Here is a 25,223-nt window from a genome sequence, read left to right as displayed (position 1 = left end):
GCCCGCTCTCAGGTGCGCTGCCGCTGTACGGGCCCTTCCTCGGACGGGGTGCCGTCCGTGCGCCCGCGGCCCGCCGTGAGCATGCCGGCCACGGCATGATCAGCAGGGCGCCGCGCAGGCCGCCGCTGACGCGAGTGCCACGGACGCCGCCGGAGCGGAGGCCACCGGCGAGCAGGCCGCCGCCCAGGGCGAGCAGGCCGCCGCGCCGGGCGCCGCCGACGTCGTCGACCAGCAGGGGGCCGCGGAGGCCGCCGAGCAGGGGACCGGCAGGCGGCGTACGAGGCGCGCCGCCGCGGACACCGGCGAGAAGACCACCACGCGCAGGCGCACGCGGCGTGCCGCCGCCGAGGACGCCGAGGCCGACGCCGGGCGGGAGGCCGCCGAGAGCGGTGGCGAGCAGGCCGCCGAGGGCGAGACCGCCGAGCAGGGCGCCCGCAAGGCCGCCGGCCGGGGGACGGGCCGACGCCGGGCCAAGGCCGCCGACGAGGCGGAGGCCCCGGCCGAGAGCGCCGAGGGCGAGGACGAGGGGACCGGCAGGAAGCGGACCCGTACGCGCGGCCGCGCGGCGGCGCCCGCCGAGCCCGAGGCCACCGAGGCCGAGTCCACCGAGGCCGAGGAGAAGCCGGCCCGCAGGCGCCGTGCCGCCGCCGCCGTGCCGCCCGTCCCGGAGGCTCCGGTCGGCGAGCCCCTGCCGGAGACCGAGGCGCCGGCCGCGACCGTGCCGGGCGTGACGTTCCAGCCGCCGATGGTGGTGTTCCAGGCGCCGGAGCCCGCGGCGCAGACGCCGTCGCACCCCAAGGACGAGGTCAAGAAGGTCCAGCGGGCCGAAGAGGCCGAGGACGCCGCGGCCGAGCGGGACGAGGAGCGCGACGAGGACGACGAGTCCGGCGACCGCCCCTCGCGCCGGCGCCGCCGCCGCGGCGGGCGCGGCCGGGGACGCGGCGGGCGCGAGGAGGGCGACGAGAGCGCCGAGGACACCGAGCCCGAAGAGCCCGAGAAGGCCGACCGCCCGGAGAAGGCGGAGAAGGCCGACAAGGGCGAGAAGGCCGAGAAGGACAAGGGCGGCAAGGGCAAGGGCAAGGCCGCCAAGGAGGAGCCCGAGGCCGAGGGCGCCGACGAGGGCGAGGACGGCGGGGACGCCGGGGGCACGAGCCGCCGCCGCCGGCGCCGGCGCCGCCGTTCGGGCGCCGGGGACGGCGAGGGCACCGGGTCGGACGACCCGCCGAACACCGTCGTCCACGTCCGCGAGACCCGCGACGCCGTGGACGAGGTCCAGTCCGTCCGGGGCTCGACCCGGCTGGAGGCCAAGAAGCAGCGCCGCCGCGAGGGCCGCGAGCAGGGCCGCCGCCGCCCGCCGGTGATCACCGAGGCCGAGTTCCTGGCCCGCCGCGAGTCGGTCGAGCGCGTGATGGTGGTCCGCCAGGAGGGCGAGCGCACCCAGATCGCCGTGCTCGAGGACGACGTGCTGGTCGAGCACTACGTCAACCGCGCGACCCACCAGTCGTACGTGGGCAACGTCTACCTCGGCAAGGTCCAGAACGTGCTGCCCTCGATGGAGGCGGCGTTCGTCGACATCGGCAAGGGCCGCAACGCCGTCCTGTACGCGGGCGAGGTCAACTGGGACGTCGCCGGCCTGGAGGGCCAGCCGCGCCGGATCGAGTCGGCGCTCAAGTCCGGCCAGTCGGTGCTGGTGCAGGTCACCAAGGACCCGGTGGGCCACAAGGGCGCCCGGCTGACCAGCCAGATCTCGCTGCCGGGCCGCTACCTGGTGTACGTGCCGGACGGTTCGATGACCGGCATCAGCCGCAAGCTGCCCGACAAGGAGCGCAGCCGCCTCAAGCAGATCCTCAAGCGGGTCATGCCCGACAACGCGGGCGTGATCGTGCGTACCGCGGCGGAGGGCGCCACGGAGGAGGAGCTGGCGCGCGACGTGTCGCGGCTGGCGGCCCAGTGGGACAACATCCAGAAGCAGGTCAAGAGCGCGTCGGCGCCGTCGCTGCTGTACGGCGAGCCCGACCTGACCATCCGGGTCGTCCGCGACATCTTCAACGAGGACTTCAGCAAGCTGGTCGTGTCCGGCCAGGAGGCGTGGGACACGGTCTCGGAGTACGTGGAGTACGTCGCGCCGCACCTGAAGGAGCGGGTGGAGCGCTGGAGCGACGGCCAGGACGTGCTGTCGTCGTACCGGATCGACGAGCAGATCGCCAAGGCGCTGGACCGCAAGGTCTGGCTGCCCAGCGGCGGCTCGCTGGTGATCGACAAGACCGAGGCGATGACGGTCATCGACGTCAACACCGGGAAGTTCACCGGCCAGGGCGGAAACCTGGAGGAGACCGTCACCCGCAACAACCTGGAGGCGGCCGAGGAGATCGTCCGCCAGCTGCGGCTGCGCGACATCGGCGGCATCGTGGTGATCGACTTCATCGACATGGTGCTGGAGAGCAACCGCGACCTGGTGCTGCGCCGGCTGGTGGAGTGCCTGTCGCGGGACCGCACCAAGCACCAGGTGGCCGAGGTGACCTCGCTGGGGCTGGTCCAGATGACCCGCAAGCGGGTCGGCCAGGGCCTGCTGGAGGCGTTCTCGGAGACCTGCGAGTCCTGCAACGGGCGCGGCATCCACGTCCACATGACGCCGGTCGAGCCGAAGGCCGACAAGGGCGCCCAGGGGGCGCAGAGCCGCCGCCGCAAGCGCAAGGGCGAGGTGGAGAAGGCGGTCGAGGAGAAGCTCGCCAGCCAGGAGTCCGCCAAGCGGCAGCCCGCGGGCGAGGAGCCCGCCAAGGCCGAGACGGTCCGGGAACCGGTCAGGGAGCCGGTCAAGGAGGCGGCCAGGACGGAGCCGGCGAAGCCGCGCGCGACCAAGCCGGCCAAGCGCCCGGCCGGCCCGCCGCCGGAGGACCCGGACGAGGCCCCCGCCGCCCCGGCGGCGACCGAGGAGGCCGAGCCGCAGGCCGCGGTGGAGGCCGCCGAGGCCGCCGCCGAGAACGCGGGGACCGGCCCGGCGACGCTGGAGTCGGAGCCGGTCGAGCCGCTCGACGCCGACACCGCCGAGACCGGCACCGCCGACACCGGTGAGGCCGCCGATGACGCCGCCGCCGCGAGCAACGGGCGCCGGCGCCGCACCCGCCGTCCCCGGGCCAAGGCCGAGGCGTCGGCCGAAGCCACCGAGTGACGAGGGCCGGACGTCCGGTACGCGGAGCGCGGGGTTCGCGTTCCGGTCCGGGCGTCCGGTAACCTTGTCCTCTGGCGTGTGCAGGCACGCCATCTCGACATGCACCGCCTCAGGTGCGTTCCTCGCCGATCCGGCGGAGAAGGCGAGACCAGAGCAGAGAGCGCCGGGCCGTACGGCCCGGTGTGCCGCCCTCGGCCCCGGCCGGGGGTAGGCCCCCGCCCGGGGGCTGGTGAAGACCACGCGCGGGACCGGTTCAGTCCGGAAGCGCGCGCAGACGAAGGGTTTCCGCGGTGTACGCGATTGTCCGCGCAGGCGGCAGGCAGGAGAAGGTGGCCGTCGACGACGTGCTCACCGTCGACAAGCTGGCGGGCGAGGCCGGTTCGACGGTCACGTTCCCGGCCCTTCTCGTCGTGGACGGCGACAACGTCGTCAGCTCCGCGGCCGAGCTCGCCAAGTACCAGGTGACGGCCGAGATCGTCGGTGCCGTCAAGGGTCCGAAGATCAACATCATGCACTACCGGAACAAGACCGGGTACAAGCGGCGGATGGGTCACCGCCAGCCGTACACCGAGGTCAAGATCACCGGTATCGAGTCCGGGAAGTAGGGAGCGTAGAAAATGGCACACAAGAAGGGCGCGTCGTCCAGCCGTAACGGCCGCGACTCCAACGCCAAGCGCCTGGGTGTCAAGCGCTTCGGCGGCCAGCTCGTCAACGCCGGTGAGATCATCGTCCGGCAGCGCGGCACCCACTTCCACCCGGGCCTGAACGTGGGCCGCGGTGGCGATGACACGCTGTTCGCGCTCACCGCGGGCACGGTCGAGTTCGGCCGCTACCGCGGCCGCAACGCGGTCAGCATCGTCCCGCCGGCGGAGTAATCCGCCTTCAGGAGACGTTTTCACAGGGGCGGACCACTTCTGGTCCGCCCCTGTTCTCTGTTCTACAAGCGTGGGGAGTGACCGTGGCCGCAGGAGCCGGATCCGGTGCGCAGTTCGTGGACCGGGTGGTGCTGCACGTCGCCGCCGGCAGCGGCGGGAACGGCTGCGCCTCGGTCCACCGGGAGAAGTTCAAGCCGCTGGGCGGCCCCGACGGCGCCAACGGCGGCCGCGGCGGGAACGTGGTGCTGGAGGTCGACTCCAACGCCGCGAGCCTGCTGGACTACCACCGCCGCCCGCACCGCAAGGCGGGGAACGGCAAGCCGGGGCAGGGCGGGCACCGCACGGGCGCCGACGGCGGCGACGTCGTGCTGCCCGTACCGGACGGGACGGTCGTCAAGGACACCGCCGGCGAGGTCATGGCCGACCTGGTCGGCGAGGGCACCCGGTTCGTGGTCGCGCAGGGCGGCAAGGGCGGGCTCGGCAACGCCGCGCTGGCCACCGCCAAGCGCAAGGCGCCCGGGTTCGCGCTGCTGGGCGAGCCGGGCGAGGCCCGGGACGTGGTGCTGGAGCTGAAGAGCGTCGCGGACGTGGCGCTGGTGGGCTTCCCGAGCGCGGGCAAGTCCTCGCTGATCGCCGCGCTGTCCGCCGCCAAGCCCAAGATCGCCGACTATCCGTTCACCACGCTGATCCCCAACCTCGGGGTGGTGAGCGCGGGCGACACCACGTTCACCGTCGCGGACGTGCCGGGCCTGATCGAGGGCGCCAGCGAGGGCCGCGGCCTGGGGCTGGAGTTCCTGCGGCACATCGAGCGGTCCTCGACGCTCGCGCACGTGCTGGACTGCGCCACGCCCGAGCCGGGCCGCGACCCGGTCAGCGACTTCGAGGTGATCGAGCGCGAACTCCAGGCGTACGACCGGGTCCTCGGCGACCGCCCGCTGTCGGACCGGCCGCGGATCGTCGTCCTGAACAAGGTGGACGTTCCGGACGCCCGCGACCTCGCCGACCTGGTGCGGCCCGAGTTCGAGGCGCGCGGGCTGCGCGTGTTCGAGGTGTCGGCCGCCACGCACGAGGGCCTGCGCGAGCTGTCGTTCGCGATGGCGGAGATGGTCACCGAGTACCGCGCCTCCCTGCCGGCGCCCGAGCCGACGCGGCTGGTCATCCGGCCCGAGCCGGTCGGCGGCAAGGCCGACTTCGAGGTGCGGCCCGCGGGCGAGAACACGTACCTGATCACGGGCGACAAGCCGGTGCGCTGGCTGCGCCAGACCGACTTCTCCAACGAGGAGGCGGTGGGGTACCTGGCCGACCGGCTGGCCCGGCTGGGCGTGGAGGAGGCGCTGGCCGAGGCGGGCGCGACCGCCGGCGCCACCGTCATGATCGGCACCCATGAGGAGTCGATCGTGTTCGACTGGGAGCCGGAGCTGATCGCGGGCGAGGCCGCCCCGGGCCCGCGCGGCACCGACCGCCGCCTCGGCCACCGCTGAGGCGACCGCCCCCGCATTTGGCAGCGCAGCCCCGACCCGCAGGACCCTTCAGGACACGAGAGTGAGCATGAGCGCCGAGCAGGCAGCCGAGCAGGCCACCGGGACCCCGGTCCGGACCGCGACCGCGACGCCCCCGGCCGCGCGGCCGGAGATCGCGGCCGCGCGCCGGATCGTGGTCAAGGCGGGCTCGTCCTCGCTCACCACCCGGCAGGGCACGATCGACGCCGACCGGATCGACGCGCTGGTGGACGTGCTGGCGGCGCGGCGCCGGGCGGGCACGGAGATCGTGTTCGTGTCGTCCGGCGCGATCGCCGCCGGCATCGGCCCGCTGGGGCTGACCCGCCGCCCGGCCGACCTGGCGATCCAGCAGGCCGCCGCCAGCGTCGGGCAGGGGCTGCTGGTCGCGCGCTACACCTCCTCGTTCGCCCGGTACGGCTTCACCGTGGGCCAGGTGCTGCTCACCGCCGACGACATGATCCGCCGGGTGCACCACCGGAACGCGTCCCGGGCGCTCGGCCAGCTGCTGAACCTCGGCATCGTGCCGATCGTGAACGAGAACGACACCGTCGCCACCGACGAGATCAGGTTCGGCGACAACGACCGCCTGGCGGCGCTGGTCGCGCATCTGACCAGGGCGGACGCGCTGGTCCTGCTGTCGGACGTGGACGCCCTCTACACCGGCGACCCGAGCCGGCCGGGCACCCGCCGGATCTCCGACGTGCGCGGGCCGGCCGACCTGGCGGGCGTCGAGCTGGGCGGATCCGGCCGGGTCGGCACCGGCGGCATGATCACCAAGGTGGAGGCGGCCCGGATCGCGGGAATCCCGGTGGTGCTGACCGACGCCGCCTCGGCCGCGCACGCGCTGGCGGGCGACGAGGTGGGCACGTACTTCCACCCGGGAGACGGGCGGCGGCGCTCTACCCGGCACCTGTGGCTGGCCCACGCGACCACCGGCCAGGGCCGGGTCATGCTCGACCAGGGCGCGGTGGACGCGGTCGTGAAGCGCGGCAAGTCGCTGCTGCCCGCCGGGGTCACCGGCGTCCAGGGCGACTTCGCGGCCGGCGACCCCGTCGACCTGTGCGGCGCCGACGGCCGGGTGGTGGCGCGCGGCCTGGTCAACTACGACGCGGGCGAGATCCCGAACCTGATGGGCCGTTCCACCCGGTGGCTGGCCCGGGAGCTGGGCCCCGAGTACGAGCGCGAGATCATCCACCGCGACGATCTCGTGCTGCTCACGAGCGACTGATCCACACGAGCGATCCAAGAGCGATCCAGACGACCGACTGACGAAGGAGCCGGTGATGGGCGAGCAGGACCGGGAACGCGAGGAGTTCCTGCGGGTGGCGGGCCGTGCCAGGGACGCGGCGGCCGGGCTGGCGCCGCTGCCGAGGGCGGCCAAGGACGCCGCCCTGCACGCGATCGCCGACGCGCTGGTCGCCGCCGCGCCGGAGATCGTCAAGGCCAACGAGGGCGATGTGGCGCGGGCCCGCGAGGCCGGCACCTCCGAGTACATGATCGACCGGCTGAGCCTGTCCGAGGCGCGGATCGCCGCGATCGCCGACGCCGTCCGCAAGGTCGCGGCGCTGCCCGACCCGGTCGGCGAGACCGTCCGCGGCAACGTCCTGCCGAACGGCCTGGACCTGCGCCAGATCCGGGTGCCGCTCGGCGTCGTCGGGATCATCTACGAGGGCCGCCCGAACGTGACCGTCGACGCCGCCGCGCTCTGCCTCAAGAGCGGGAACGTGGCGATGCTGCGCGGCTCGTCCTCGGCGTACGAGTCCAACTCCGTGCTGGTGAACGTCATGCAGGGCGCGCTCGCGGGCACCGACGTGCCGCAGGACGCCGTCCAGCTCGTCCCCGGCACCACGCGCGAGTCGGTCAAGCACCTGATGCGCGCCCGCGGCCTGGTGGACGTGCTGATCCCCCGCGGCGGCGCGTCCCTGATCAACTCGGTGGTGGAGGAGTCCACGGTGCCGGTGATCGAGACCGGGGTGGGCAACTGCGCGGTGTACGTGGACGCCGCCGCCGACGTGGACCAGGCCGTCGAGATCCTGATCAACGCCAAGACGCAGCGGCCGTCGGTCTGCAACGCCGCGGAGACGTTCCTGGTGCACGCGGACATCGCGGCCGCGTTCCTGCCGAAGGCCCTGGAGGCGCTGCGCGGCGCGGGCGTCACCGTGCACGGCGACGAGCGGGTCCGCGCGTACGGCGACGACGTCGTGGCCGCGACCGAGGACGACTACTACGCCGAGTACCTCTCGCTGGACATCGCGGCCCGCGTCGTGGACTCCCTGGAGGACGCCGTCGCGCACATCCGTACGTACGGGTCCGGCCACACCGAGGCGATCGCGACCACCTCGCAGCAGGCGGCGAAGCGGTTCGTCGCGCTGGTCGACTCGGCCGCGGTGATGGTGAACGCGTCGACGCGGTTCACCGACGGGGAGGAGTTCGGGTTCGGCGCCGAGATCGGCATCTCCACCCAGAAGCTGCACGCCCGGGGCCCGATGGGGCTGCCGGAGCTCACCTCGACGAAGTACGTCGTCACCGGCGAGGGGCACCTCAGAGGCTGAGGCGTCCCCCGCCGGCGCCGGCGTGCGTCAGCCGGCCGAGCCGTTGGTGGGGCCGCCGTCCCCGCGCCGGGTGACCCTGTCGAACAGGCCCCCGGCCGCGGACGCGGCCCCCTCGGCCACGTCCCGCACCTTGCCGATGAACGGGTCGGCGCTGCGCTCCCACGACTCCTTGTAGGAGTTGGCGGCGTTGCGCGCCTCCTGCGTGAAGCTGGCGTTGCCGTCCTCGTCGCGGCGCTCGTAGTTCCCCGCCAGGATCCGCTCGTACTCGGGGCCGGTGCCCCAGCGGTCGATCTCGGCGAACCGGATCACCGCGTACGGGTGGCTCTGCGGCAGCAGGTTGAGGAACTTCAGCAGCCCGTCGCGGACGTCGCCGGCCGCGTCGTACTCGCGGGCCTGCGCCAGGAACGCCTCGGAGCTCATCTCGCGCAGCCGGACGCCGCCGGCCAGCTTCATCATGGTGCGCTTGGCCGCGTCCAGATCCTGGCCGGCAAGGAGGCCGGCGCGGTCCGACGACAGCTCGGCCTTCCGGAACCACTCGCGCAGCCCGATGATGATCGCCGAGATCGCGATGTTGCCCAGCGGCAGCCAGGCCAGCCGGGTGCCGAGCTGGATCAGGATCTGCATCATCGTCTGGTAGACGGCGTGGCCGGACAGGATGTGGCCGACCTCGTGCCCGACGACGAACCGCAGCTCCTCGTCGTCCAGCAGGTCCAGCAGGCCCGTGTTGACCACGATGAACGGGTGGTCGGAGCCGAGCGCCATCGCGTTCGGGGTCGGGTTCTGCCGGACGTACACCTCGGGGACCTCGGGAAGGTCGAGGATGTAGCAGGTGTCGCGGACCATGTCGTGCAGGTGGTGGAACTGGTCCTCGCCCACCCGTACCGCGCCGCCCAGGAACATGAGGCGGATCGCGCGCTCGTTGAACAGTCCCGACAGGCGCTTGAGCACCACGTCGAAGCCGGACAGGGAGCGCAGGGCGACCAGCGCCGTGCGGTCCGCCGGGTGTTCGTAGGCCCGCGAGCTGATACCGGGGAAGCGCGTGCGTGCCCGGTCCGGTGTGCTCGTCGTCATGGGGTACGCGGCGCGCGGTACCCGGCCGCTCCGCTGCCGAACGCGATCGCCGCTCCCTCCCTTCGGTCGAAGTGGCGCTGTCTCAACAGAGATACTCCCGGATCCAGTCCGGCACAGAAAGTCCGACGATCCGGCAGGGGGCAAGGTTCCCTGGCGTCAGGTACCGGCCTTCTCCGGCCCTTCTCCGGTCTTTCTTGATCATTCTCGGTGCTTCTCCGCTCTTTGGTGCGAATACCTCGTACCGGATGGGCCGGGTACGGCAGAGTGGGGGAGAGGAGGCGCAGATGTTCGATCCGAAGGCCGAGGCGATGTCGCGGGACGAGCGGGCCGCGCTGCAGCGCCACCGGCTGTGGGGGCTGGTCGACCGGCTCCTGGTGGCGGGCGGGCTCCAGGCTCGGCGGCTCCGCGACGCCGGCGTCAAGAGCGGCGCCGACGTCACCCTGGCGGAACTGCACAGGCTCCCGTTCACCACCAAGCAGGACCTCTGGGACCACTACCCGCTCGGCATGCTGGCCGTACCGCGGGACCAGGTCGTCGCCGTCCACGGATCGACCGGGACCAAGGGCCGCCCCACCCTCGTCGGCTACACCAGGGCCGACCTCGACCTGTGGGCGGCGATGTGCGCCCGCTCCCTGGCCTGCGCCGGCGCGACCGAGCTGAGCACCGTGCACAACGCGTACGGGTATGGGCTGTTCACCGGCGGGATGGGGATCCACCAGGGCGCCGTCGCGCTGGGCGCCACCGTCGTCCCGATGTCGGGCGGGATGACCGAGCGCCAGGTCCGGATGATCGCCGACCTGCGGCCCGACGTGCTGACCTGCACGCCCGCGTACGCGCTACGGCTCGGCGAGGCGGCCGCCGAGGCCGGCGCCGACCTGTCCTCCCTCCAGGCCGGCCTGTTCGGCGCCGAACCCTGGTCGGAGGAGCTGCGCGCCGCCATCGAGGCCGTGCTGCCGCTCAAGGCGATGGACGTCTACGGGCTCTCGGAGATCATCGGGCCCGGGGTTGCCACCGAGTGCCTGGAGCAGAACGGCCTGCACGTCAACGAGGACCACTTCATCGTCGAGGCCGTCGACCCCGCCACCGGCGAGCCGGTCGCCGAGGGCGAGCCGGGCGAGCTGGTGTTCAGCACCCCCACCAAGCAGGCGCTGCCGCTGCTGCGCTACCGGACCGGCGACCTGGCCTCCCTCGCGCACGGCGAGTGCGACTGCGGCCGCACCCTCGTCCGGATGAGCAAGATCAGGGGCCGGGTGGACGACATGCTCGTCGTCCGCGGTGTGAACGTCTACCCGAGCGAGGTCGAGCGCGTCCTGCTAGGCACCGGCCTGGTCGCGCCGCACTACCAGCTCGTGCTGGACCGCCGGAAGCCCGAGCACACGGGCCTCCTGGTCGCCTGCGAGGCGGCCGGCGAGGGCGCGGCCGAGGAGACCACCGCCGGGCTGGCCCGGGCCGTCCAGGCCGAGCTGGGCCTCACCGCCGACGTCCGGGTGCTGCCCGCCGGGACCGTCCCGCGCGTCGAGGTCGGCAAGGCCGTCCGCGTCGTGACCTGGGAGTCCGGCCCCGCGCCGCTGCCCGGCCTCGGTTAGCGGCGACCCCCGGGGGCGGTGCGAGGGCCGCTCGCGCCCCGGGGCTATTCTCGTCGCCATGACGCAAAAGCGACGACTGGGGATCATGGGCGGCACGTTCGACCCGATCCACCACGGCCACCTCGTGGCCGCCAGCGAGGTCGCGCACGTCTTCGCGCTGGACGAGGTGGTCTTCGTGCCCACCGGGATCTCCTCGCACAAGGGCGAGCGGCGGGTCGCCGCCGCCGAGGACCGCTACCTCATGGCCGTGATCGCCACCGCGTCCAACCCGCGCTTCTCGGTCAGCCGGATCGACATCGACCGCCCCGGCCCCACCTACACCGTGGACACCCTGCGCGACATGCGCGAGCTGCACGGCCCGGAAACCGAGTTCTTCTTCATCACCGGCGCCGACGCCCTGTCCAAGATGCTGACCTGGCACGACACCGACGAGCTGTTCGAACTCGCGCACTTCATCGGCTGCACCAGGCCCGGCCACCGGCTGGCCGACCCCGGCCTGCCCAACGGCCGCGTCAGCCTGATGGAGGTGCCCGCGCTGTCGATCTCCTCCACCGAATGCCGTGACCGGGTCCGGGCGGGCGAACCCATCTGGTACCTGGTCCCGGACGGGATCGTCCAGTACATCAACAAGCGCTCCCTCTACCGCGCCCCGGCTGACCTGCGCCGATAATCGTTCGGCCGAACGCGGTTCGGGTCTTACCCTGGAAGTGAAGGGACGCGCGGGACGCACCGGACCGCCGCGGCCGCAACCACGAACAGGGGCCGCCCCCCGGAGCCCGTGAGAAGCTGGGACCGGGAACAGACCCCTACAGGGAGGATCGCGAGCGCATCGTGACCGCTACCGACAGGGCCGTACAGCTGGTCCGCACCGCCGCCGAAGCGGCGGCCGACAAGCTGGCCGACGACATTCTTGCCTACGACGTCAGCGAGCAGCTCGTCATCACCGACGCCTTCCTGCTCTGCTCCGCCCCCAGCGACCGCCAGGTCCGCGCCATCGTCGACGAGATCGAGAAGCGGCTCCGCGACGAGGCCGGCGCCAAGCCCGTCCGCCGCGAAGGCGAGCGCGACGGCCGCTGGGTACTGCTGGACTACGCGGAGATCATCGTCCACATCCAGCACGAAGAGGACCGCGTCTTCTACGCCCTCGAACGGCTCTGGAAGGACTGCCCCCTCATCGCCCTCCCCGAGGACGTCAACGCCCACTCGGCCCAGCGCCGCCGCACCGTCGGGAGCGCCAGTGAGTGACCGCGCCCCCGGCAAGCGCCGGGTCGTGCTCTGGCGCCACGGCCAGACCGCCTGGAACGTCGAGAACCGCTTCCAGGGCAAGACCGACATCCCCCTGGACGAGACCGGCGTCCAGCAGGCCCAGCGGGCCGCGCGGCTCCTCGCCGCGCTCAGCCCCACCGCCCTCCTCGCCTCCCCCCTCCAGCGCGCCGCCGCCACCGCGCAGGCCCTCGCCGACATCACCGGCCTGGACATCCGCCACGACCGCGACCTCGTCGAACGCGACGGCGGCGCCTGGGAGGGCCTCACCGGCAAGGAGATCCGCGAACGCTACCCCGCCGAGCACGCCGCCTGGCAGCCCCCCGGCGGCGAGACCAGCGCCCAGGTCGCCAAACGCGTCGGCACCGCACTCGAACGCGCCCTCGACACCCTCCCGCCCACCGGAGTCCTCGTCGTCGCCTCCCACGGCGCCGCGCTCCGCCTCGGCATGTCCCACCTCCTCGGCCTCCCCGAAGACCTCTGGGAACGCCTCGGCGGCCTCTCCAACTGCTGCTGGTCCGTACTCGGCGAGATGCGCGACGGCGGCTGGCGCCTCGTCGAACACAACGCCGGAACCCTCCCCGAACCCGTCATGAGCGACGACCGCACCGAGAACGGCACCTGACCGGCGGCAAACCGATTCGAGTACCGCCGCCATCTCCTATACACTGGCGGAGCGCTGCGGGATGAAAATCCACGCAGCCGCACGGGGCTATGGCGCAGTTGGTAGCGCGCCTCCATGGCATGGAGGAGGTCTGGGGTTCGAATCCCCATAGCTCCACTCGTCGGTGGGGGGAGTGTGTCCGCGGAAAGCGCGGACCGCTCCTCCTCGTCATGTTTGCCCAGGGGGGCGACCCCCTGGAACCCCCGATGTGGGGGCTCCGCCCCCACGCCCCCGTTGGTGCGGGGTTGCGGTTTGTAGTTATTGCCCCGTTGGTGCGGGGTTGGGGTTTCCTGGCTGAGGTTTCTTGGGCTGAGGTCCACGCACCTCGTCGTGGGGTGGGACAGGGGCGCGGCGGGGGTGGATGCACCCTCAAATGTCGTAGAAGGGGATGCAGGTGATGTCGTAGAAGGCGTTCGAGTCGGTGCTCGCTTCTACGATCTCGTTCCAGTTGCCGCCGTGGCGGGCGTACATCCACTCGATCGTCGGGCCCTGGGGGCTGCCGTAGCGGGCCTTGTTGCGCTCCTCCAGCTTGCGGACGTCCTTGACCTTCATCTTGGTGCGGACCAGGGCCTTCGCCTCGTTGCGCTTGGGGACCATGGCGCGGGCGATCTCCTGCTCGGAGCGGCCCTGGATGCGCATCCGTTTGATCTCGACGTCCATCGCCTCCAGGCGGTCCAGGTACGACTGGCGGACCTGGCAGTTGTGCACCCAGTCGTCGGCCGGGCCCACGCCGGTCCACATGGAGAGCCCGAACGATCCGGGGAGCAGGAGGATCGAGGCGACCAGGCGGCGCATGCAACTGAACCTTTCGAGACGCTGGGGGACGACGTCGGGGCTCGGCCCCCTGCAACTTTGTCAGACGCCGGACCGAAACCCCAGTAGGTTGACCATGTGACCGAAAAGCGTGCTTCTGTGGGGTTTGCCGGTGTGGTGGGGGCCTTGGCGGGGGCCGCGCTGGCGGGGCATCGGGGGGCTCGGGCCGCCGGGGTCGGGGCTCTGGTGGGGGGTGTCGCGCTCGGGATCTCCGAGGCGGTCGCCCGGCGGCGGCAGGAGCCGGGGGAGATTCCGGCGCTGTGGCAGCGGATCGCGGTGAGCGGGGCCGTCGCGGCGCCGGTGGGGTGGCTGGCCGGGCGGCGGTTCTCCTCGTTGGTGGTGGGAGGCGCTGCGGGGGCCGTCGCGGGGAGCATGGGGCTGCGGCCAGAGAAGGTCGCCCTGGGGCCCGTCGTGGGCGCCGCGGTGGGCGGGCTCGGTGCGCCGCCGGCCGTGGCGGCGGCCGGGGCCGTGGTGGGATTCCGGGTCCTCTCCGCGCTGGTCTTCCGGGAGGCCCAGGTCAGCCTGCTGGCCGAGCGGGTCCCTGAGGAGTCGCTGCCGTTCGTGGTGCCGCTGGAAGCGCGGTCGCGGTACGTGGGGACCGGGTACGTGAAGGACCTGGCCGAAGTCCTGGGCGGGACCTACCAGGCCGACGCGCCGGTGGGGATCGTCGGGTCGCTGGACGAGCTGGCCGGGCCCGAGTTCGAGCCGGGGGACGTCCATCCGCTGGTGCGGGAGTTCTACGAGCACACGGCCCGGTTCCGGCTCGACATCGTGCCCGAGTGGCGGATGTGGGTGCGGCCCGGATACCTGCTGTACCGGTACCTGCTGGCCAAGCCGCTGGGGCAGGCGAGCGTGCCGATGAACCAGCGGGAGGCCCTGCGGGGCGTCGTCGGGCGGATCGACACGGTGGTGCGGGGCGAGGAGGTCGTGCGGGGGTGGATCCGGTCCTACGCCGATGATGACGAGCCCATTTACGTGGGGATCTACACGACCTATCGGGACGGTGGGCGCGGGTATGTGAGCGTCGGGTTCCCGCTTCCTCAGGCCAGCTTCACGGCGACTCTGGTGCCCCGGGGGCGGCTGGGGGGAGGGCTCGTTCTGACGAGTGAGTCTCCTCTGGAGCATCCGGGACACTACCTGACGTACGTGGATCCGGAGAGCCGGGAGCTGACGGCGCTGGCGGTGCACGGGTTCGGGGAGACGCTGGACGTGTTCGTGGAGGACGGCGAACTGCGGGCCTCGCATGCGTTCTCCGTGTTCGGGTTGCCGTTTCTTGTGCTGCACTACCGGATGGCCCGCAAGTGACTGTCAGTGATCGGCCTTATCCTGTGAGTTGACACTGGATGGAAGGTGGCGCACGTGATCGGTCGTGAGGTTCGGCTGGTGGCCCGGCCCGTCGGGGAACCGGATCCGTCCGACTTCGAGCTGGCGGACGCTGAGGTACGGGAGCCGGGGGAGGGGGAGGTCCTCGTCCGGAACGAGTGGATCTCCGTCGACCCGTACATGCGGGGGCGGATGAACGACGTGAAGTCGTACACGCCGCCGTTCCGGCTCGGGGAGCCGATGGAGGGCGGTGCGGTCGGGACCGTGGTGTCCTCGCGGGGGAAGGTCCCCGAGGGGGCCACCGTCCTGCACGGTCTCGGGTGGCGCGAGTACGCGACGCTGGACGCCTCCTCCGTGCGGGTCGTGGACGTGGACAAGGCGCCGGCCCAGGCCTATCTCGGGGTGCTCGGGATGACCGGGCTCACCGCGTACGCGGGGCTCACGGAGGTCGCGCCGGTGCGGGAGGGCGACGTCGTCTTCGTGTCGGGGGCGGCCGGGGCCGTGGGGAGCGTCGCGGGGCAGATCGCGCGGCGGCTCGGCGCGGCGCGGGTGATCGGGTCCGCGGGCGGGCCGGCGAAGACCGCGAAGCTGCTGGACGACTTCGGGTTCGACGCGGCGATCGACTACCGGGAGGGCGAGCTGGAGCGGCAGCTGGCCGAGGCGGCGCCGGACGGGATCGACGTGTACTTCGACAACGTCGGCGGCGACCATCTGCGGGCCGCGATCGCGGTGCTCAACACGTTCGGGCGGGTCGCCCTGTGCGGGGCGGTGTCCCAGTACAACCGGACCCAGCCGGAGCCGGGGCCCGACAACCTGTTCCAGGCCGTGGGCAAGCGGCTGACGCTGCGGGGGTTCATCGTCGGCGACCACCAGAAGCTCATGGGGGAGTACGTCCAGCGCGCCTCGGACTGGCTGCGTCAGGGCTGCCTCACCACCGAGGAGACGGTGGTGGATGGGATCGACAACGCCGTGGACGCGTTCGTCGGGATGCTCCGGGGGCGGAACGTGGGCAAGATGCTCGTTCGATTGAAGTAGGACAAAGGGGACGAACGTACATTCCAGTGCCCGGCTGATGGTTACATGGCGAGCTATGGGAAGGCATCGGAGGGGAAACAGGCGCGAGGTGACGGTCGCCGACCTGATCGACGCGCTCGGCCGGTTCGATCCGCGCATGGAGGTGCGGCTCGCCACGCAGCCGCGGCTGCCGCAGGAGCACACGATCGGGGGCGTGACCGAGGCCGACGGCATGGTGTGGATCGGCGAGGCCCGGCAGCGGGGCTACGCCCCCGACGAGGTCGCGGAGCGGATGGGGTGGCGCTGATCACCGGTCTGCCGTCCCGAGCGGGTCCCGGAGTGCACTAAGCTCTTCCTTGGCCGGCCGCCGGAAACGGCGGCCACCCGGGGCTATGGCGCAGTTGGTAGCGCGCCTCCATGGCATGGAGGAGGTCTGGGGTTCGAATCCCCATAGCTCCACTCGAAGCACGGAGTGGGTCCCTACGGGCTCACTCCTTTTTGCGTTGTGCTGGAGGTGGCCCCCTGAACGCCCGCGCGGTCGTCTTCCTGGTGCTGCTGTTCTCGGTCGTCGCGGGCTGGACGGTCGCGCAGCGGCCGCCGCGCACGGAGGCGGCCGTGCGGGAGCCGTTCGTGGTGATCGGGGTCGCGGGGCTGGCCTGGGGCGACATCAGGGCCGACCAGACGCCCCGGCTGTGGCGGCTGCTCGGGGACGGGGCCGCCGCGGGGGCCGCGACCGTCCGCACGACCAAGGGCGTCTCCTGCGCCGCCGACGGGTGGCTGTCGCTGTCGGCGGGGCAGGCGGCCGCCGCGCCGCGGCGGGCGGACGGGACCTGCGGGCCCCTGCCCGACGTGCGCCGGTCGCGGGTCGAGGGATGGCGGGAGCTGGCCGACGCGCAGCAGGGGTCGGAGTTCTCGCCGCGGCCCGGGCGGCTCGGCGACGCCCTCGGCGACCGGGCCTGCGCGGTGGGGCCCGGCGCGGCGCTGGCGCTGGCCGACTCGGACGGCCGGGTGCGGCGGTACCGGGAGACGTTCGAGCCGGGCTGCCCGATCACCGTCGTGGACGGCGGGCAGGTCGTCCGGTCCGGGCAGGGGCGGCTGCGGTCGCTGGCGGAGATCGACCGGTTCGCCGGGAGCGTCCTGGACCGGCTGCGCCCCGGGACGAGCGTGCTCGTGCAGGGCGTCACCCAGCCGCCGGGCGGGACGCCCGAGCTGGCCGTGAGCATGCTGGGGCCCGCCGACTTCTCCTTCCTGACGGTCAACTCGACCCGGTGGGACGGCGTCGTGCGGCTCCTGGACGTCCCCAGCACGCTGCTCGGCGTGGCCGGGGTGCCGGAGCCGGCGGAGTTCGCGGGGGCGCCGTTCTCGATCGGCGGGCCGCGGCCGCACGGCTCGACGGCGACCGTGCACCGGCTCGGGGACATCAGCATGACCGACCAGGTGCTGCGGCGCTGGTCGGGGATCCTGCTGGCCGGCGCCGCCCTGGCGCAGGCGCTCCTGTTCCGGCGGGCCGGGGCGCTGGTGCTGGCCGCCTTACCAGCGGCCGCCTATCTGGTGACGCTGACGTACTGGTGGAAGGCGCCGCTGCCCGACCTCGCGCTCTGGGCCGGGCTGGCGGGCGTGACAGGTGCCGTGGCCTGGGCGCTGCGGAGTCCGCTGCTCCTGAGCGGGGTCACCTTCGGGGTGCTCGTCCTCGACGGGGTGACGGGGACGGCGCTGCACCGGGCGAGCCCGTTCGGGCCCTCGGCGCTGTACGGCGGGCGCTACTACGGCTTCGGGAACTCGACGTTCGCGATCTTCGCCGTGGCGGCGCTGGTGTTCGCGGGCCTCGTCGCCGCCGAGCTGTGCGCGCGGGGGCGCCGGCGGGAGGCGGTGGCGGCCGTGGCGGCGGTGGGCGCCGTCGCCTGCGTCGTGGACACCTGGCCCACGTGGGGCGCCGACGTGGGCGGGGGACTCGCGCTGGTGCCCGGATTCGTCATCCTGGCGCTGTCGGTGGCCGGGGCGCGGATCACCGGGACGCGCGTCGTGGCAGCCCTCCTGGGCGGCGTGCTCCTGGTGGCGGCCGCCGGGGTCGCGGACTGGCTGCGGCCGGCCGCTGACCGTACGCACGCGGGACGGTTCGTCCAGACGGTGATCGACGGTGAGGCGTGGGGCATGATCGGCCGCAAGGCCGGCTACGCGCTGTCCTCGCTGGGCGCCGGGCCGCTGGCCTGGGGCACCGTGGCCGTCCTGGGGCTCGCCGTGTGGGCGCTGGCCCGGCAGCCGTCGTGGCTGGATCCCGCGCTCCGGCCCGCGCTGGTGGCCGTGCTGGTCACCTGCGCGGCCGGAGCGCTGGTCAACGACTACGGGATCCGGCTCGTGACGTACGCGTTCGTCATGCTGCTGCCGCTCGTGGCGCTGTCAGTGCACCGTCGCGGGGTCGTTGTACCGCAGGACGGCGCCGACGCCGAGGGAAGCGCCGGGCCCGTCGGACGGTAGGACGACCAGCTGGCCGTCCATGCAGGCCACCGCCCGGATCAGCGCGGCGTCGGCCCGCTCCTCGCGGGGCTCGTCGGCGCCGAGCTGGCGGACCTCGTCCGGCGTCATGCCGATGTGGCCCGGGTCCGGGCCGACCCACAGCCGGGCGGGCGACTCGGGGTCGTCGTCCAGGAGCAGCGTCTGGATCTGGCCGCGCCGGACGGCCTCCACCACGGCCGGCAGGCCCGCGACCGCGCGCTCGCCGTTGGCCAGCTCGCGCTCGAAGCGCTCGGCGACGGTGAGGATCCGCTCGGTGGACTTCAGGTCGAGGATCCGGTGCAGCTCGCCGTCCAGGGCGCCGTTGTTCTCCGACTCGACCGTGTACTCCAGGACGTCCGGGGACACCTCCTCCAGCACGGCGGTACGGGCGCGCGCCTCCCCTGCGACGACCACGGCCTCGGCGCCGCAGCCGCGGGCGGCCTTGTCGACCTCGCGGCCGACCTTCTTGGCGTTGTGCTTCCAGACGTTCTCGGCCGAGCGCTGGAAGCGGGACTGGTTCCAGTCGCCGGCCTTGACCTTGCGGATCGGGTACTCCTCGTCCCCCGGGACGTCGATGTGCCGGTGGGTGCCGTCGGGGTCGAAACAGTCGATCTCGCCGCCCCGGCGGTCCACGACCGCGACCAGGTGGGGGAAGCGCTCGCCGCGCTCGGCCAGGAACGGCAGGAGGTGCGGGAGGGGCGAGACCCTGGCCAGGTCGGCGCGGGGGGCGCCGTCGAGGCGCTCGACGCAGGTGGCCTCGCCGTCCGCCGCGAAGACCACCAGGCCCTCGGAGCGGCGCCGCTCCATCTCCCCGGTGACGATCTCCTCGACGGCGCGCAGCGTGGCGTCGGGGGCCTGCTGCGCCTTCAGTTCCTCGCGGAGCGCGCGCCATTTCAGCTCGGCGGCCTTGCCGGCGTCCTCGGTGGTACGGGTCAGGTCCGCGTAGACCGAGACGTACGGACCGGACCGGGTGTACAGCGGCTTGAGGAAAGTCAGATCCATAAGGAGGCCCTACCCGTCCCATTGGCCCCAAACGTCAAGCTACGGGCTGCAATGTCCTAGCCCTCTGCAGATCGCTGCAACCGCGCGTACGCCAGCTGCAGCCAGTCCGAACCGGCCACCGCCGTCATCGTCGCGCCCGCCAGCCGGGTCGCCTCGGGCGCGAACACCAGCCCGGCCGCGTACGCCGTCGCCACCCACTGGGACATGCAGAACGGGCACGTGATCAGCTCGCCCACAGCGTGCCGGGCGCCGTGCCCGCGGACCTCCTCCGACAGCTCGGCGGGCCCGCCCGTACCGGCGTACCGGGTGAACGGGGCGCGCAGCGGGCTCGTCACCGGGTCCTTGGACATCAGCCGCGACATCTTGTGCGTCGTCACGGTCATCAGCGCCAGGTCGCGCAGCCCGACGGCGCGCAGCGAGGCGCCGCGGCGGCGCGCCAGCAGCGCCAGGGCCGCGGTGGTCGTCCCGTACACGGCCAGCGTGGCCAGGTACGAGCCGAGCGGGCGGTCGGCGTCCCCGGCGTACTGCTCCTTCTGGCGCCGGGCGGTGTCGACGACGGTGTTCACGACTCTCCCTCCGGTGGGACGATCACGCAGAACTCGTTGCCCTGGGGATCGGCCATGACCGTGGTCGGCCAGCCGTCGTCGACGAAGGGCCCGCGGACGACGGAGGCGCCCAGCCCGGTCAGCCGGGCCAGCTCGCCGTCCATGTCGGTCACGCGCAGGTCGGGATGCATCCGGTTCTTGGTGGTCTTGGGCTCGGGGACCCGCTGCAGCAGCCACTGCGGACCCTCGCCCTTCGGGTCGGTCATGGAGACGTACGGGGGGTCGAACGGCTCCCGGTCGTAGCCGAGCGCGGCCGTCCAGAAGTCGGCCAGCCGCTCGGGATCGGCGCAGTCGAGGACGAAGACGAGACGCATGCCTGGCCTCGTACCCTCTCGTCCCGGTCGAACCCCCGGACGCGCGCCCCGGGCGAATGATCCGCGCCAGGCGGGTAGGCACCCCTGGAGAAAGGGGGTACCTGATGAACGAGCGTCGTACTCCGGGGCCCGAGGACGAGGGGATCCCCGATCTTCAGGACGGGACCCCGGAGCAGTACTGGGCGGAGGACCCGCAGGAGGCGCCGATCCCGGGCGACCGGCCGCTGGCCATGGACCAGTACGGGACCACGGCCGAGGAGGTCCGCGAGGGCGAGCCCCTGGACGGCCGGCTGGCGCGGGAGGAGCCCGACGTCCCCCTGCCCGGCGACGAGCCCGCGAACCCCGCCGGGCGGCTGGTGGCCGAGGACGAGGGCGCCCACCCGCACACCGAGTCCGAGGCGGTCGCCATGGACGCCGGCGAGGACGGCGGCGGCTACGACCCCGAGGAGCGCGCCATGCGGATCGACGAAGAGCGGCCCGAGAGGTAGGAGACACGGACGGGCGGCACGGACGGGCCCCGGGGCGGATCGCCCCGGGGCCCGTTCCGGTCCGGGGGTCAGTGGTTCCGCAGCGCCTTGACGAGCTCCGACTTGTTCATCGAGGAGCGGCCCTCGACGCCGATCTCGCGCGCCCGGCGCATCAGCTCGTCCTTGGACCAGTCGTCGTAGCTCGGGCTCTTACCGCCCTTGCGGCCGACCTTCTTGGAGCCCTGACCGGCCGAGGCGTTGGCGATGCGCGCGGCCTTCTCCTTGCTCTCGCCCTTGTCGCGCAGCTTCTGGTACTTCTTCTCGTCCTTGATCTGAGCTCTCGGCATACGTGAAACCCTCCTTTGACGGTCTCCGTACCCGGCATGTCCGTTTCACACCTGGACTCACACCTGGACGTCACACGCTGACGAACGGCTCCGGAAGGTGCGGCGCGGCGATGACGCCGCCGCTCTTGCGCATCCGGCGGAGCAGCGCCGCGCGGGTCTTCGCGGCGGTGTCGGCGTCCTCGTCGTGCAGGTACCGCACCTCGGGGTCGGCCAGCTGCACCGGATGCAGGATCACGTCGCCCGCCACCACCAGCTGATCGTCCCCGAGGACCACCGACTGGTGCCCCGGGGTGTGCCCGGGCGTGGGCACCACCTCGATCTCCTCGGCCAGCCGCGCGTTCCCCTTCACCATGTCCAGGCTCCCGGCCGCGCGCAGCGGCTTGACGATCTCCTCCAGCACCGCGCCGCCCTCGCCCTTGACCCAGCGGACCTCGTCCTCCTGAACGACGTGCCTCGCGTTCGGGAACATCGGCTTGCCGTCCACGACGGCACCGCTCGCGTGGTCGCTGTGCAGATGCGTCAACACGACCGTGTCGACGTCCTCCGGCGCGACCGCCGCGTCCGCCAGCGCGGCGGGCAGGGCCCCGGGTACGGGCGCCCAGGACGCGGCGGGGGAGTGCTCCGTACCGAGGCCGGTGTCCACCAGCACGGTCGGGCCGCCGGGGACGCGCAGCAGGAAGCAGTGGAAGTGCAGCACCCACTCGCCCTCCGGCCCGAACGAGGCGGGCTCCTCGGCCCGCATGCGCTCCCAGTGCCGGGGCCGCGTACCGGGGAAGGTCTCGTCCAGAGGACGCCGCAGCGCCTCGCCCATCGGACCCACCGCGTCGCAGAGCGGGATGACTTCGACGCCGGACACGATCCTTGGTTTCTCGTGCATGACGCCCACCCTCCCAGGAACTCCCCACCCCGCCGCAACGCGAACGTACGGGACGGCCCGTGACATCCACGGCGAAACACCGCCCTCTTCCCGCGGCCGACCACCGTTGCTAGCCTCCCGATGAAGATCGTTCCAACCCCCCGGAGGACCTCGGATGGAGACGCCCCGCACCCTGACCGAGGCCGCCGAGGCGCTCCGCGCCGGAGCCGTCACCAGCGTCGCGCTCACCGAACGCGCCATCGAGACCGCCGACCGCCTGGACGGCGAGCTCGGCACCTACCTCGCCCGGTTCGACGAGGCGGCGCTCGCCGCCGCCGAACGCGCCGACCGCGAACTCGCCGCGGGCCGCGACCGAGGGCCCCTGCACGGCGTCCCGTTCGGCGTGAAGGACATCATCGCCGTCGCCGAGGGACCGACCACCGCGCAGAGCCTCGTCCTCGACCCCGCCTGGGGCGCGGGCCGCGACGCGCCCGTCGCCGCCCGCCTGAAGGCCGCCGGCGCCGTGATCACCGGCAAGGCGACCACGATGGAGTTCGCCTGCGGCATGCCCGACTTCGGCAAGCCGTTCCCCGTGCCGCGCAACCCCTGGAACACCGGCACCTGGGCGGGCGGCTCCAGCTCCGGCACGGGCAGCGGCGTCGCCGCCGGGATGTTCTACGCCGGCCTGGGCACCGACACCGCCGGCAGCATCCGCATCCCCGCCGCGTTCTGCGGCATCACCGGCCTGATGCCCACGTTCGGCCGCGTCCCCAAGTCGGGCGTCGCACCGCTCGGCTACAGCCTCGACCACGTCGGCCCCATGGCCCGCAGCGCCCGCGACTGCGCCGCCGTCATGGACGCCATCGCCGGCGCCCACCCCAGCGACCCCGACAGCGTCGACCTGCCGTACGAACCGCCCGTCCTCGACGGCACCCTGGACGGCGTCCGGATCGGCGTCGTCCGCGAGCACCACTTCCCCGACGGCCACGACCCCGCCGTGGGTCCCGCGTACGACGCCGCCCTGGGCGTCCTGGCCGCGAAGGGCGCCGTCCTCACCGAGATCACGCTCCCGTACTGGTACGAGATGCTGATGGCGAACGTCGTCACGCTCGGCTCCGAGGCGCTGGCGTACCACCGCAACGACCTGTCCGCCCGCTGGGACGACTACGGCGACGCCACCCGCGCGACCCTCGCCCGCGCCGCCGCGGTCACCGGCGCCGACTACGTCCAGGCCCAGCGCGTCCGGCGGGTCGCGCAGGACGCGGTGGCCCGCCTGTTCGACGACCTGGACGTGATCGTCGCCCCGACCACCTCGGCCGGGGCGCCCCGCTACGACGACATCGTCCCCGACGAGGGGCCGATCGACGTCGGCGGGGTGTTCACGTACATCCACACCATGTACTGGGACTGCGTCGGCAATCCCGTCCTGGCCGCCCCGATGGGCACCACCGCCGGCGGCCTCCCGCTGTCGATCCAGTTCGCCGGCCCCGCCTGGGGCGAGGCCGCGATCCTGCGCGCCGCCGACGCCTACCAGACCGCCACCGACTGGCACCTGCGCGTGCCGCCCACCTCCTGAGGAGCCGACCATGGACGTCGACGAGACCCGCCGGCTGATGGCACGTTCCGGCCTGACCCCCACCGACACCGAGCTGACCGCCTTCGCCGCCGCCCTCGACATGCAGCGGGCGGGCATCGACCTCCTCTACGCCGTCCCGGAGGCCCGCTACGCCGACCCGGCCCTACGCTTCCAGGCCGGCGCACGAGTGACCCCCTGGACCGACCCCGACCCCGACCCCGAGTAGCGAGCCCTCACCACCTGGTGTGATGCCGGAGTCGTGCTTGCCCACAGCCCTCGCCGCGAAGGGCGCCGCCCTCACCGGGGCCACGCTCCCGTACTGGTCCGAGATGCCGCCGGTGAACGTGATCACGCTCGTTCCGAGGCGCTGGCGTGCCACCGCAGCTCCGCGTGGAACACCTCACTCTTCGGCGGCCCGCCAGCGGTCGCCACCCCACGCATGCCCCCGCCGCCGACGGTTGCCCAGCGCCACTATGCTGCCGCTCTATGTCACGACAGAACGCCTATAGTCCGGCATTCGATGCCTTCGGGGCGGAAATCTCCGCGGCTGCGATCCAGCGCCAGGACGTCCTGCGGACATCCCTGGGCCCCGAGCACCGCACCCCCGACCTCGACGCACGCACCTTGACCGGCGGCGGCTCGACGGTCGGCGGCCTGACCCGGCTGGGCAGCTTCTCCCACCTGACCCAGACCTGGCTGTGGAGCTGGGCGAACCCCAACTTCGACTGGGACCACCCCGCCGTCGCGCCGCTCCGCACCGTCCACGAGTACGGGGAACTGCACGGCATCCCCGAACTCACCACCGGCCACCTCGACTTCGCCGGATTCCCCGACCCCCACCAGGCCGCCGTCACCATGGCCATCGCGGCCGGCTACCTCCTCGACGGCAACGGCGTCTGGTTCTGCGACATCAACGAGGGCAAGGGCGCGGCGTACGTCCACCTCGACGACCCGCGGCTCCCGTCCCCGGGCTTCGACCCCGTCGCCGCCTCCAGCGTCCTGACCACCGCGGTCCAGGTCTTCCCCGACGACCACCGCCGGGTCGTCCGCGGCTACTTCGAACGCTGCGACGTCCCGTACGAAGAGACCGCCGACACCATCACAGGAGGCGACGTCCACGCCGCCTTCGACCGGCACGGCCGCCTGGAGCAGGTGACCGCCGCTCCGGTGAACCGCGCGTGACCTGCGGGTTTAGGGCAGAGGTACGCGGGGTAAGAGAGTCGAGTTGACGAGCGGTCCTTGATTATCTAATGTTCTTCCTGCCCCAAGGGGATGCGGGACGCCGAGAGGCGGACGGCCCCGGGGGAGCCCCTCAGAGAAAAACGGTTCGAAGCTCGCTTCGGGCCGAGGTACTCTAGAGAGGTCAGCCCAGACGGGATGCAGGACACCGCAAGGTGGCCGGCCCGAGGGACTCCACCGAACGATCGGCACGGGCCGCGCAAGCTGCCCGCGATGACGCACGGCGGACTGGGCAAGCTCCCGAAGATCGATCCCCAGCGGACCGGTTGACAGGAACGAAGATCCTGGTAAGTTAGAAGGGTTGCCTCGGAGCATGGACCCGCGAGAGTGGGTCGGGCGCGGTGGGTGTCCGTTTCTTGAGAACTCAACAGCGTGTTAAAAGCCAGTGCCTTTATCGGTTCGGTTCATTGGTGACCGGACCACCCCGTGGCCACTGATTGTTCGGTGGCCGGGGATTTCTTTGAGGCAAATACACGACCCCTGTTGGGGGTTGTG

The 25,223-nt window shown here is 72.8% G+C and carries 25 protein-coding genes, 2 tRNA genes and 1 pseudogene; 20 read left to right on the top strand and 8 right to left on the bottom strand.

Annotation, left to right across the window (positions count from 1 at the left end; translation table 11 throughout):
• Positions 1–793, bottom strand: a 793-nt coding sequence (locus AB0881_RS38355) for a hypothetical protein (protein WP_366625341.1), incomplete at its 3' end; no start/stop codon positions are given.
• Here AB0881_RS38355 and AB0881_RS38350 point away from each other — a divergent pair.
• The 6 genes and pseudogenes from AB0881_RS38350 to AB0881_RS38325 all read left to right on the top strand — a co-directional run.
• Positions 722–3,169: pseudogene (locus AB0881_RS38350) on the top strand (Rne/Rng family ribonuclease); the annotation flags it as partial. The gene AB0881_RS38355 and the pseudogene AB0881_RS38350 overlap by 72 nt on opposite strands.
• Positions 3,170–3,459: 290 nt before the next feature.
• A complete protein-coding gene (rplU, locus tag AB0881_RS38345; protein ID WP_366625338.1) occupies positions 3,460–3,774 on the top strand; it encodes a 50S ribosomal protein L21 in 315 nt (104 codons plus the stop codon).
• A gap of 12 nt (positions 3,775–3,786) precedes the next feature.
• Complete coding sequence (gene rpmA / locus AB0881_RS38340) at positions 3,787–4,044, top strand: 50S ribosomal protein L27 (RefSeq protein ID WP_366625336.1); 258 nt, start codon at positions 3,787–3,789, stop codon at positions 4,042–4,044.
• Positions 4,045–4,127: 83 nt separating this feature from the next.
• Positions 4,128–5,525 carry a GTPase ObgE gene (gene obgE, locus AB0881_RS38335; RefSeq protein ID WP_366625334.1) on the top strand — a complete coding sequence of 466 codons (1,398 nt, stop codon included), beginning with the start codon at positions 4,128–4,130 and terminating at the stop codon, positions 5,523–5,525.
• Between the two features lie 67 nt (positions 5,526–5,592).
• Complete coding sequence (gene proB, locus AB0881_RS38330; protein ID WP_366625332.1) at positions 5,593–6,771, top strand: glutamate 5-kinase; 1,179 nt, start codon at positions 5,593–5,595, stop codon at positions 6,769–6,771.
• A gap of 37 nt (positions 6,772–6,808) precedes the next feature.
• On the top strand, positions 6,809–8,095 hold the full coding sequence (locus AB0881_RS38325; protein WP_366625339.1) for a glutamate-5-semialdehyde dehydrogenase: 1,287 nt from the start codon (positions 6,809–6,811) through the stop codon (positions 8,093–8,095).
• Between the two features lie 27 nt (positions 8,096–8,122).
• On the opposite strand, the gene AB0881_RS38320 is transcribed toward AB0881_RS38325, so the two are convergent.
• Positions 8,123–9,166: a M48 family metallopeptidase gene (locus AB0881_RS38320; protein WP_366625331.1), complete on the bottom strand. Its 1,044-nt coding sequence runs from the start codon at positions 9,164–9,166 to the stop codon at positions 8,123–8,125.
• Positions 9,167–9,450: 284 nt separating this feature from the next.
• Between AB0881_RS38320 and AB0881_RS38315 the strand changes: the two genes are divergently transcribed.
• The 5 genes from AB0881_RS38315 to AB0881_RS38295 all read left to right on the top strand — a co-directional run bounded on the left by AB0881_RS38315 (position 9,451) and on the right by AB0881_RS38295 (position 12,796).
• Complete coding sequence (locus AB0881_RS38315; RefSeq protein WP_366625329.1) at positions 9,451–10,752, top strand: phenylacetate--CoA ligase; 1,302 nt, start codon at positions 9,451–9,453, stop codon at positions 10,750–10,752.
• 58 nt (positions 10,753–10,810) lie between these two features.
• Positions 10,811–11,422: a nicotinate-nucleotide adenylyltransferase gene (gene nadD, locus AB0881_RS38310; RefSeq protein WP_366625328.1), complete on the top strand. Its 612-nt coding sequence runs from the start codon at positions 10,811–10,813 to the stop codon at positions 11,420–11,422.
• Between the two features lie 161 nt (positions 11,423–11,583).
• Positions 11,584–11,997 (top strand): ribosome silencing factor, encoded by a 414-nt coding sequence (gene rsfS, locus AB0881_RS38305; protein WP_366625327.1) that lies wholly within the window; start codon positions 11,584–11,586, stop codon positions 11,995–11,997.
• Positions 11,990–12,640, top strand: coding sequence for a histidine phosphatase family protein (locus AB0881_RS38300; RefSeq protein WP_366625325.1), 651 nt, complete (start codon positions 11,990–11,992; stop codon positions 12,638–12,640). Before rsfS ends, AB0881_RS38300 begins: the two co-directional genes overlap by 8 nt.
• Positions 12,641–12,723: 83 nt before the next feature.
• A tRNA-Ala gene (locus tag AB0881_RS38295) sits at positions 12,724–12,796 on the top strand.
• Positions 12,797–13,048: 252 nt separating this feature from the next.
• Here the strand turns inward: AB0881_RS38295 and AB0881_RS38290 are convergent.
• Positions 13,049–13,474, bottom strand: coding sequence for a hypothetical protein (locus AB0881_RS38290; RefSeq protein ID WP_366625324.1), 426 nt, complete (start codon positions 13,472–13,474; stop codon positions 13,049–13,051).
• Positions 13,475–13,678: 204 nt separating this feature from the next.
• On the opposite strand from AB0881_RS38290, the gene AB0881_RS38285 reads away from it, so the two are divergent.
• The 5 genes from AB0881_RS38285 to AB0881_RS38265 all read left to right on the top strand — a co-directional run bounded on the left by AB0881_RS38285 (position 13,679) and on the right by AB0881_RS38265 (position 18,304).
• On the top strand, positions 13,679–14,797 hold the full coding sequence (locus tag AB0881_RS38285; protein ID WP_366625322.1) for a hypothetical protein: 1,119 nt from the start codon (positions 13,679–13,681) through the stop codon (positions 14,795–14,797).
• Between the two features lie 54 nt (positions 14,798–14,851).
• Positions 14,852–15,850 (top strand): NADP-dependent oxidoreductase, encoded by a 999-nt coding sequence (locus AB0881_RS38280; RefSeq protein ID WP_366625320.1) that lies wholly within the window; start codon positions 14,852–14,854, stop codon positions 15,848–15,850.
• An 88-nt stretch (positions 15,851–15,938) separates the two neighbouring features.
• Positions 15,939–16,136, top strand: coding sequence for a hypothetical protein (locus AB0881_RS38275; RefSeq protein WP_366625319.1), 198 nt, complete (start codon positions 15,939–15,941; stop codon positions 16,134–16,136).
• Between the two features lie 79 nt (positions 16,137–16,215).
• Positions 16,216–16,288: transfer RNA gene (locus AB0881_RS38270), tRNA-Ala, on the top strand.
• 90 nt (positions 16,289–16,378) lie between these two features.
• Complete coding sequence (locus AB0881_RS38265; RefSeq protein ID WP_366625317.1) at positions 16,379–18,304, top strand: hypothetical protein; 1,926 nt, start codon at positions 16,379–16,381, stop codon at positions 18,302–18,304.
• Here the strand turns inward: AB0881_RS38265 and AB0881_RS38260 are convergent.
• Genes AB0881_RS38260 through AB0881_RS38250 form a run of 3 tightly spaced genes read right to left on the bottom strand, consistent with a single transcriptional unit; the run spans position 18,227 to position 20,243 of the window.
• Entirely contained in the window at positions 18,227–19,324 is a 1,098-nt protein-coding gene (locus AB0881_RS38260; RefSeq protein ID WP_366625315.1) for a Vms1/Ankzf1 family peptidyl-tRNA hydrolase, read from the bottom strand. The genes AB0881_RS38265 and AB0881_RS38260 overlap by 78 nt on opposite strands.
• Positions 19,325–19,380: 56 nt before the next feature.
• A complete protein-coding gene (locus AB0881_RS38255) occupies positions 19,381–19,890 on the bottom strand; it encodes a DUF1360 domain-containing protein (RefSeq protein WP_366625313.1) in 510 nt (169 codons plus the stop codon).
• Entirely contained in the window at positions 19,887–20,243 is a 357-nt protein-coding gene (locus AB0881_RS38250) for a VOC family protein (protein ID WP_366625311.1), read from the bottom strand. Before AB0881_RS38250 ends, AB0881_RS38255 begins: the two co-directional genes overlap by 4 nt.
• A 104-nt stretch (positions 20,244–20,347) precedes the next feature.
• On the opposite strand from AB0881_RS38250, the gene AB0881_RS38245 reads away from it, so the two are divergent.
• Positions 20,348–20,731 (top strand): DUF5709 domain-containing protein, encoded by a 384-nt coding sequence (locus AB0881_RS38245; RefSeq protein ID WP_366625309.1) that lies wholly within the window; start codon positions 20,348–20,350, stop codon positions 20,729–20,731.
• A 68-nt stretch (positions 20,732–20,799) separates the two neighbouring features.
• Here AB0881_RS38245 and AB0881_RS38240 read toward each other — a convergent pair whose 3' ends face one another.
• Both AB0881_RS38240 and AB0881_RS38235 read right to left on the bottom strand, forming a co-directional pair.
• Positions 20,800–21,057: a Rho termination factor gene (locus AB0881_RS38240; RefSeq protein ID WP_366625307.1), complete on the bottom strand. Its 258-nt coding sequence runs from the start codon at positions 21,055–21,057 to the stop codon at positions 20,800–20,802.
• Between the two features lie 70 nt (positions 21,058–21,127).
• Positions 21,128–21,934, bottom strand: a complete 807-nt coding sequence (locus tag AB0881_RS38235) for an MBL fold metallo-hydrolase (protein ID WP_366625305.1) — start codon at positions 21,932–21,934, stop codon at positions 21,128–21,130.
• A 154-nt stretch (positions 21,935–22,088) separates the two neighbouring features.
• Between AB0881_RS38235 and AB0881_RS38230 the strand changes: the two genes are divergently transcribed.
• From AB0881_RS38230 to AB0881_RS38220, 3 genes are all read left to right on the top strand, one after another.
• Positions 22,089–23,489, top strand: coding sequence for an amidase (locus AB0881_RS38230; RefSeq protein WP_366625303.1), 1,401 nt, complete (start codon positions 22,089–22,091; stop codon positions 23,487–23,489).
• Between the two features lie 10 nt (positions 23,490–23,499).
• On the top strand, positions 23,500–23,715 hold the full coding sequence (locus tag AB0881_RS38225; RefSeq protein WP_366625301.1) for a hypothetical protein: 216 nt from the start codon (positions 23,500–23,502) through the stop codon (positions 23,713–23,715).
• A 260-nt stretch (positions 23,716–23,975) separates the two neighbouring features.
• Positions 23,976–24,671, top strand: coding sequence for a DUF6882 domain-containing protein (locus tag AB0881_RS38220; protein ID WP_366625299.1), 696 nt, complete (start codon positions 23,976–23,978; stop codon positions 24,669–24,671).
• Positions 24,672–25,223 lie beyond the last annotated feature (552 nt).

The organism is Spirillospora sp. NPDC029432 (assembly GCF_040703975.1).
Lineage (GTDB): Bacteria > Actinomycetota > Actinomycetes > Streptosporangiales > Streptosporangiaceae > Spirillospora.
Note: the sequence above shows the minus strand (reverse complement) of the source record. Positions and strands in the feature narration are given on the sequence as shown.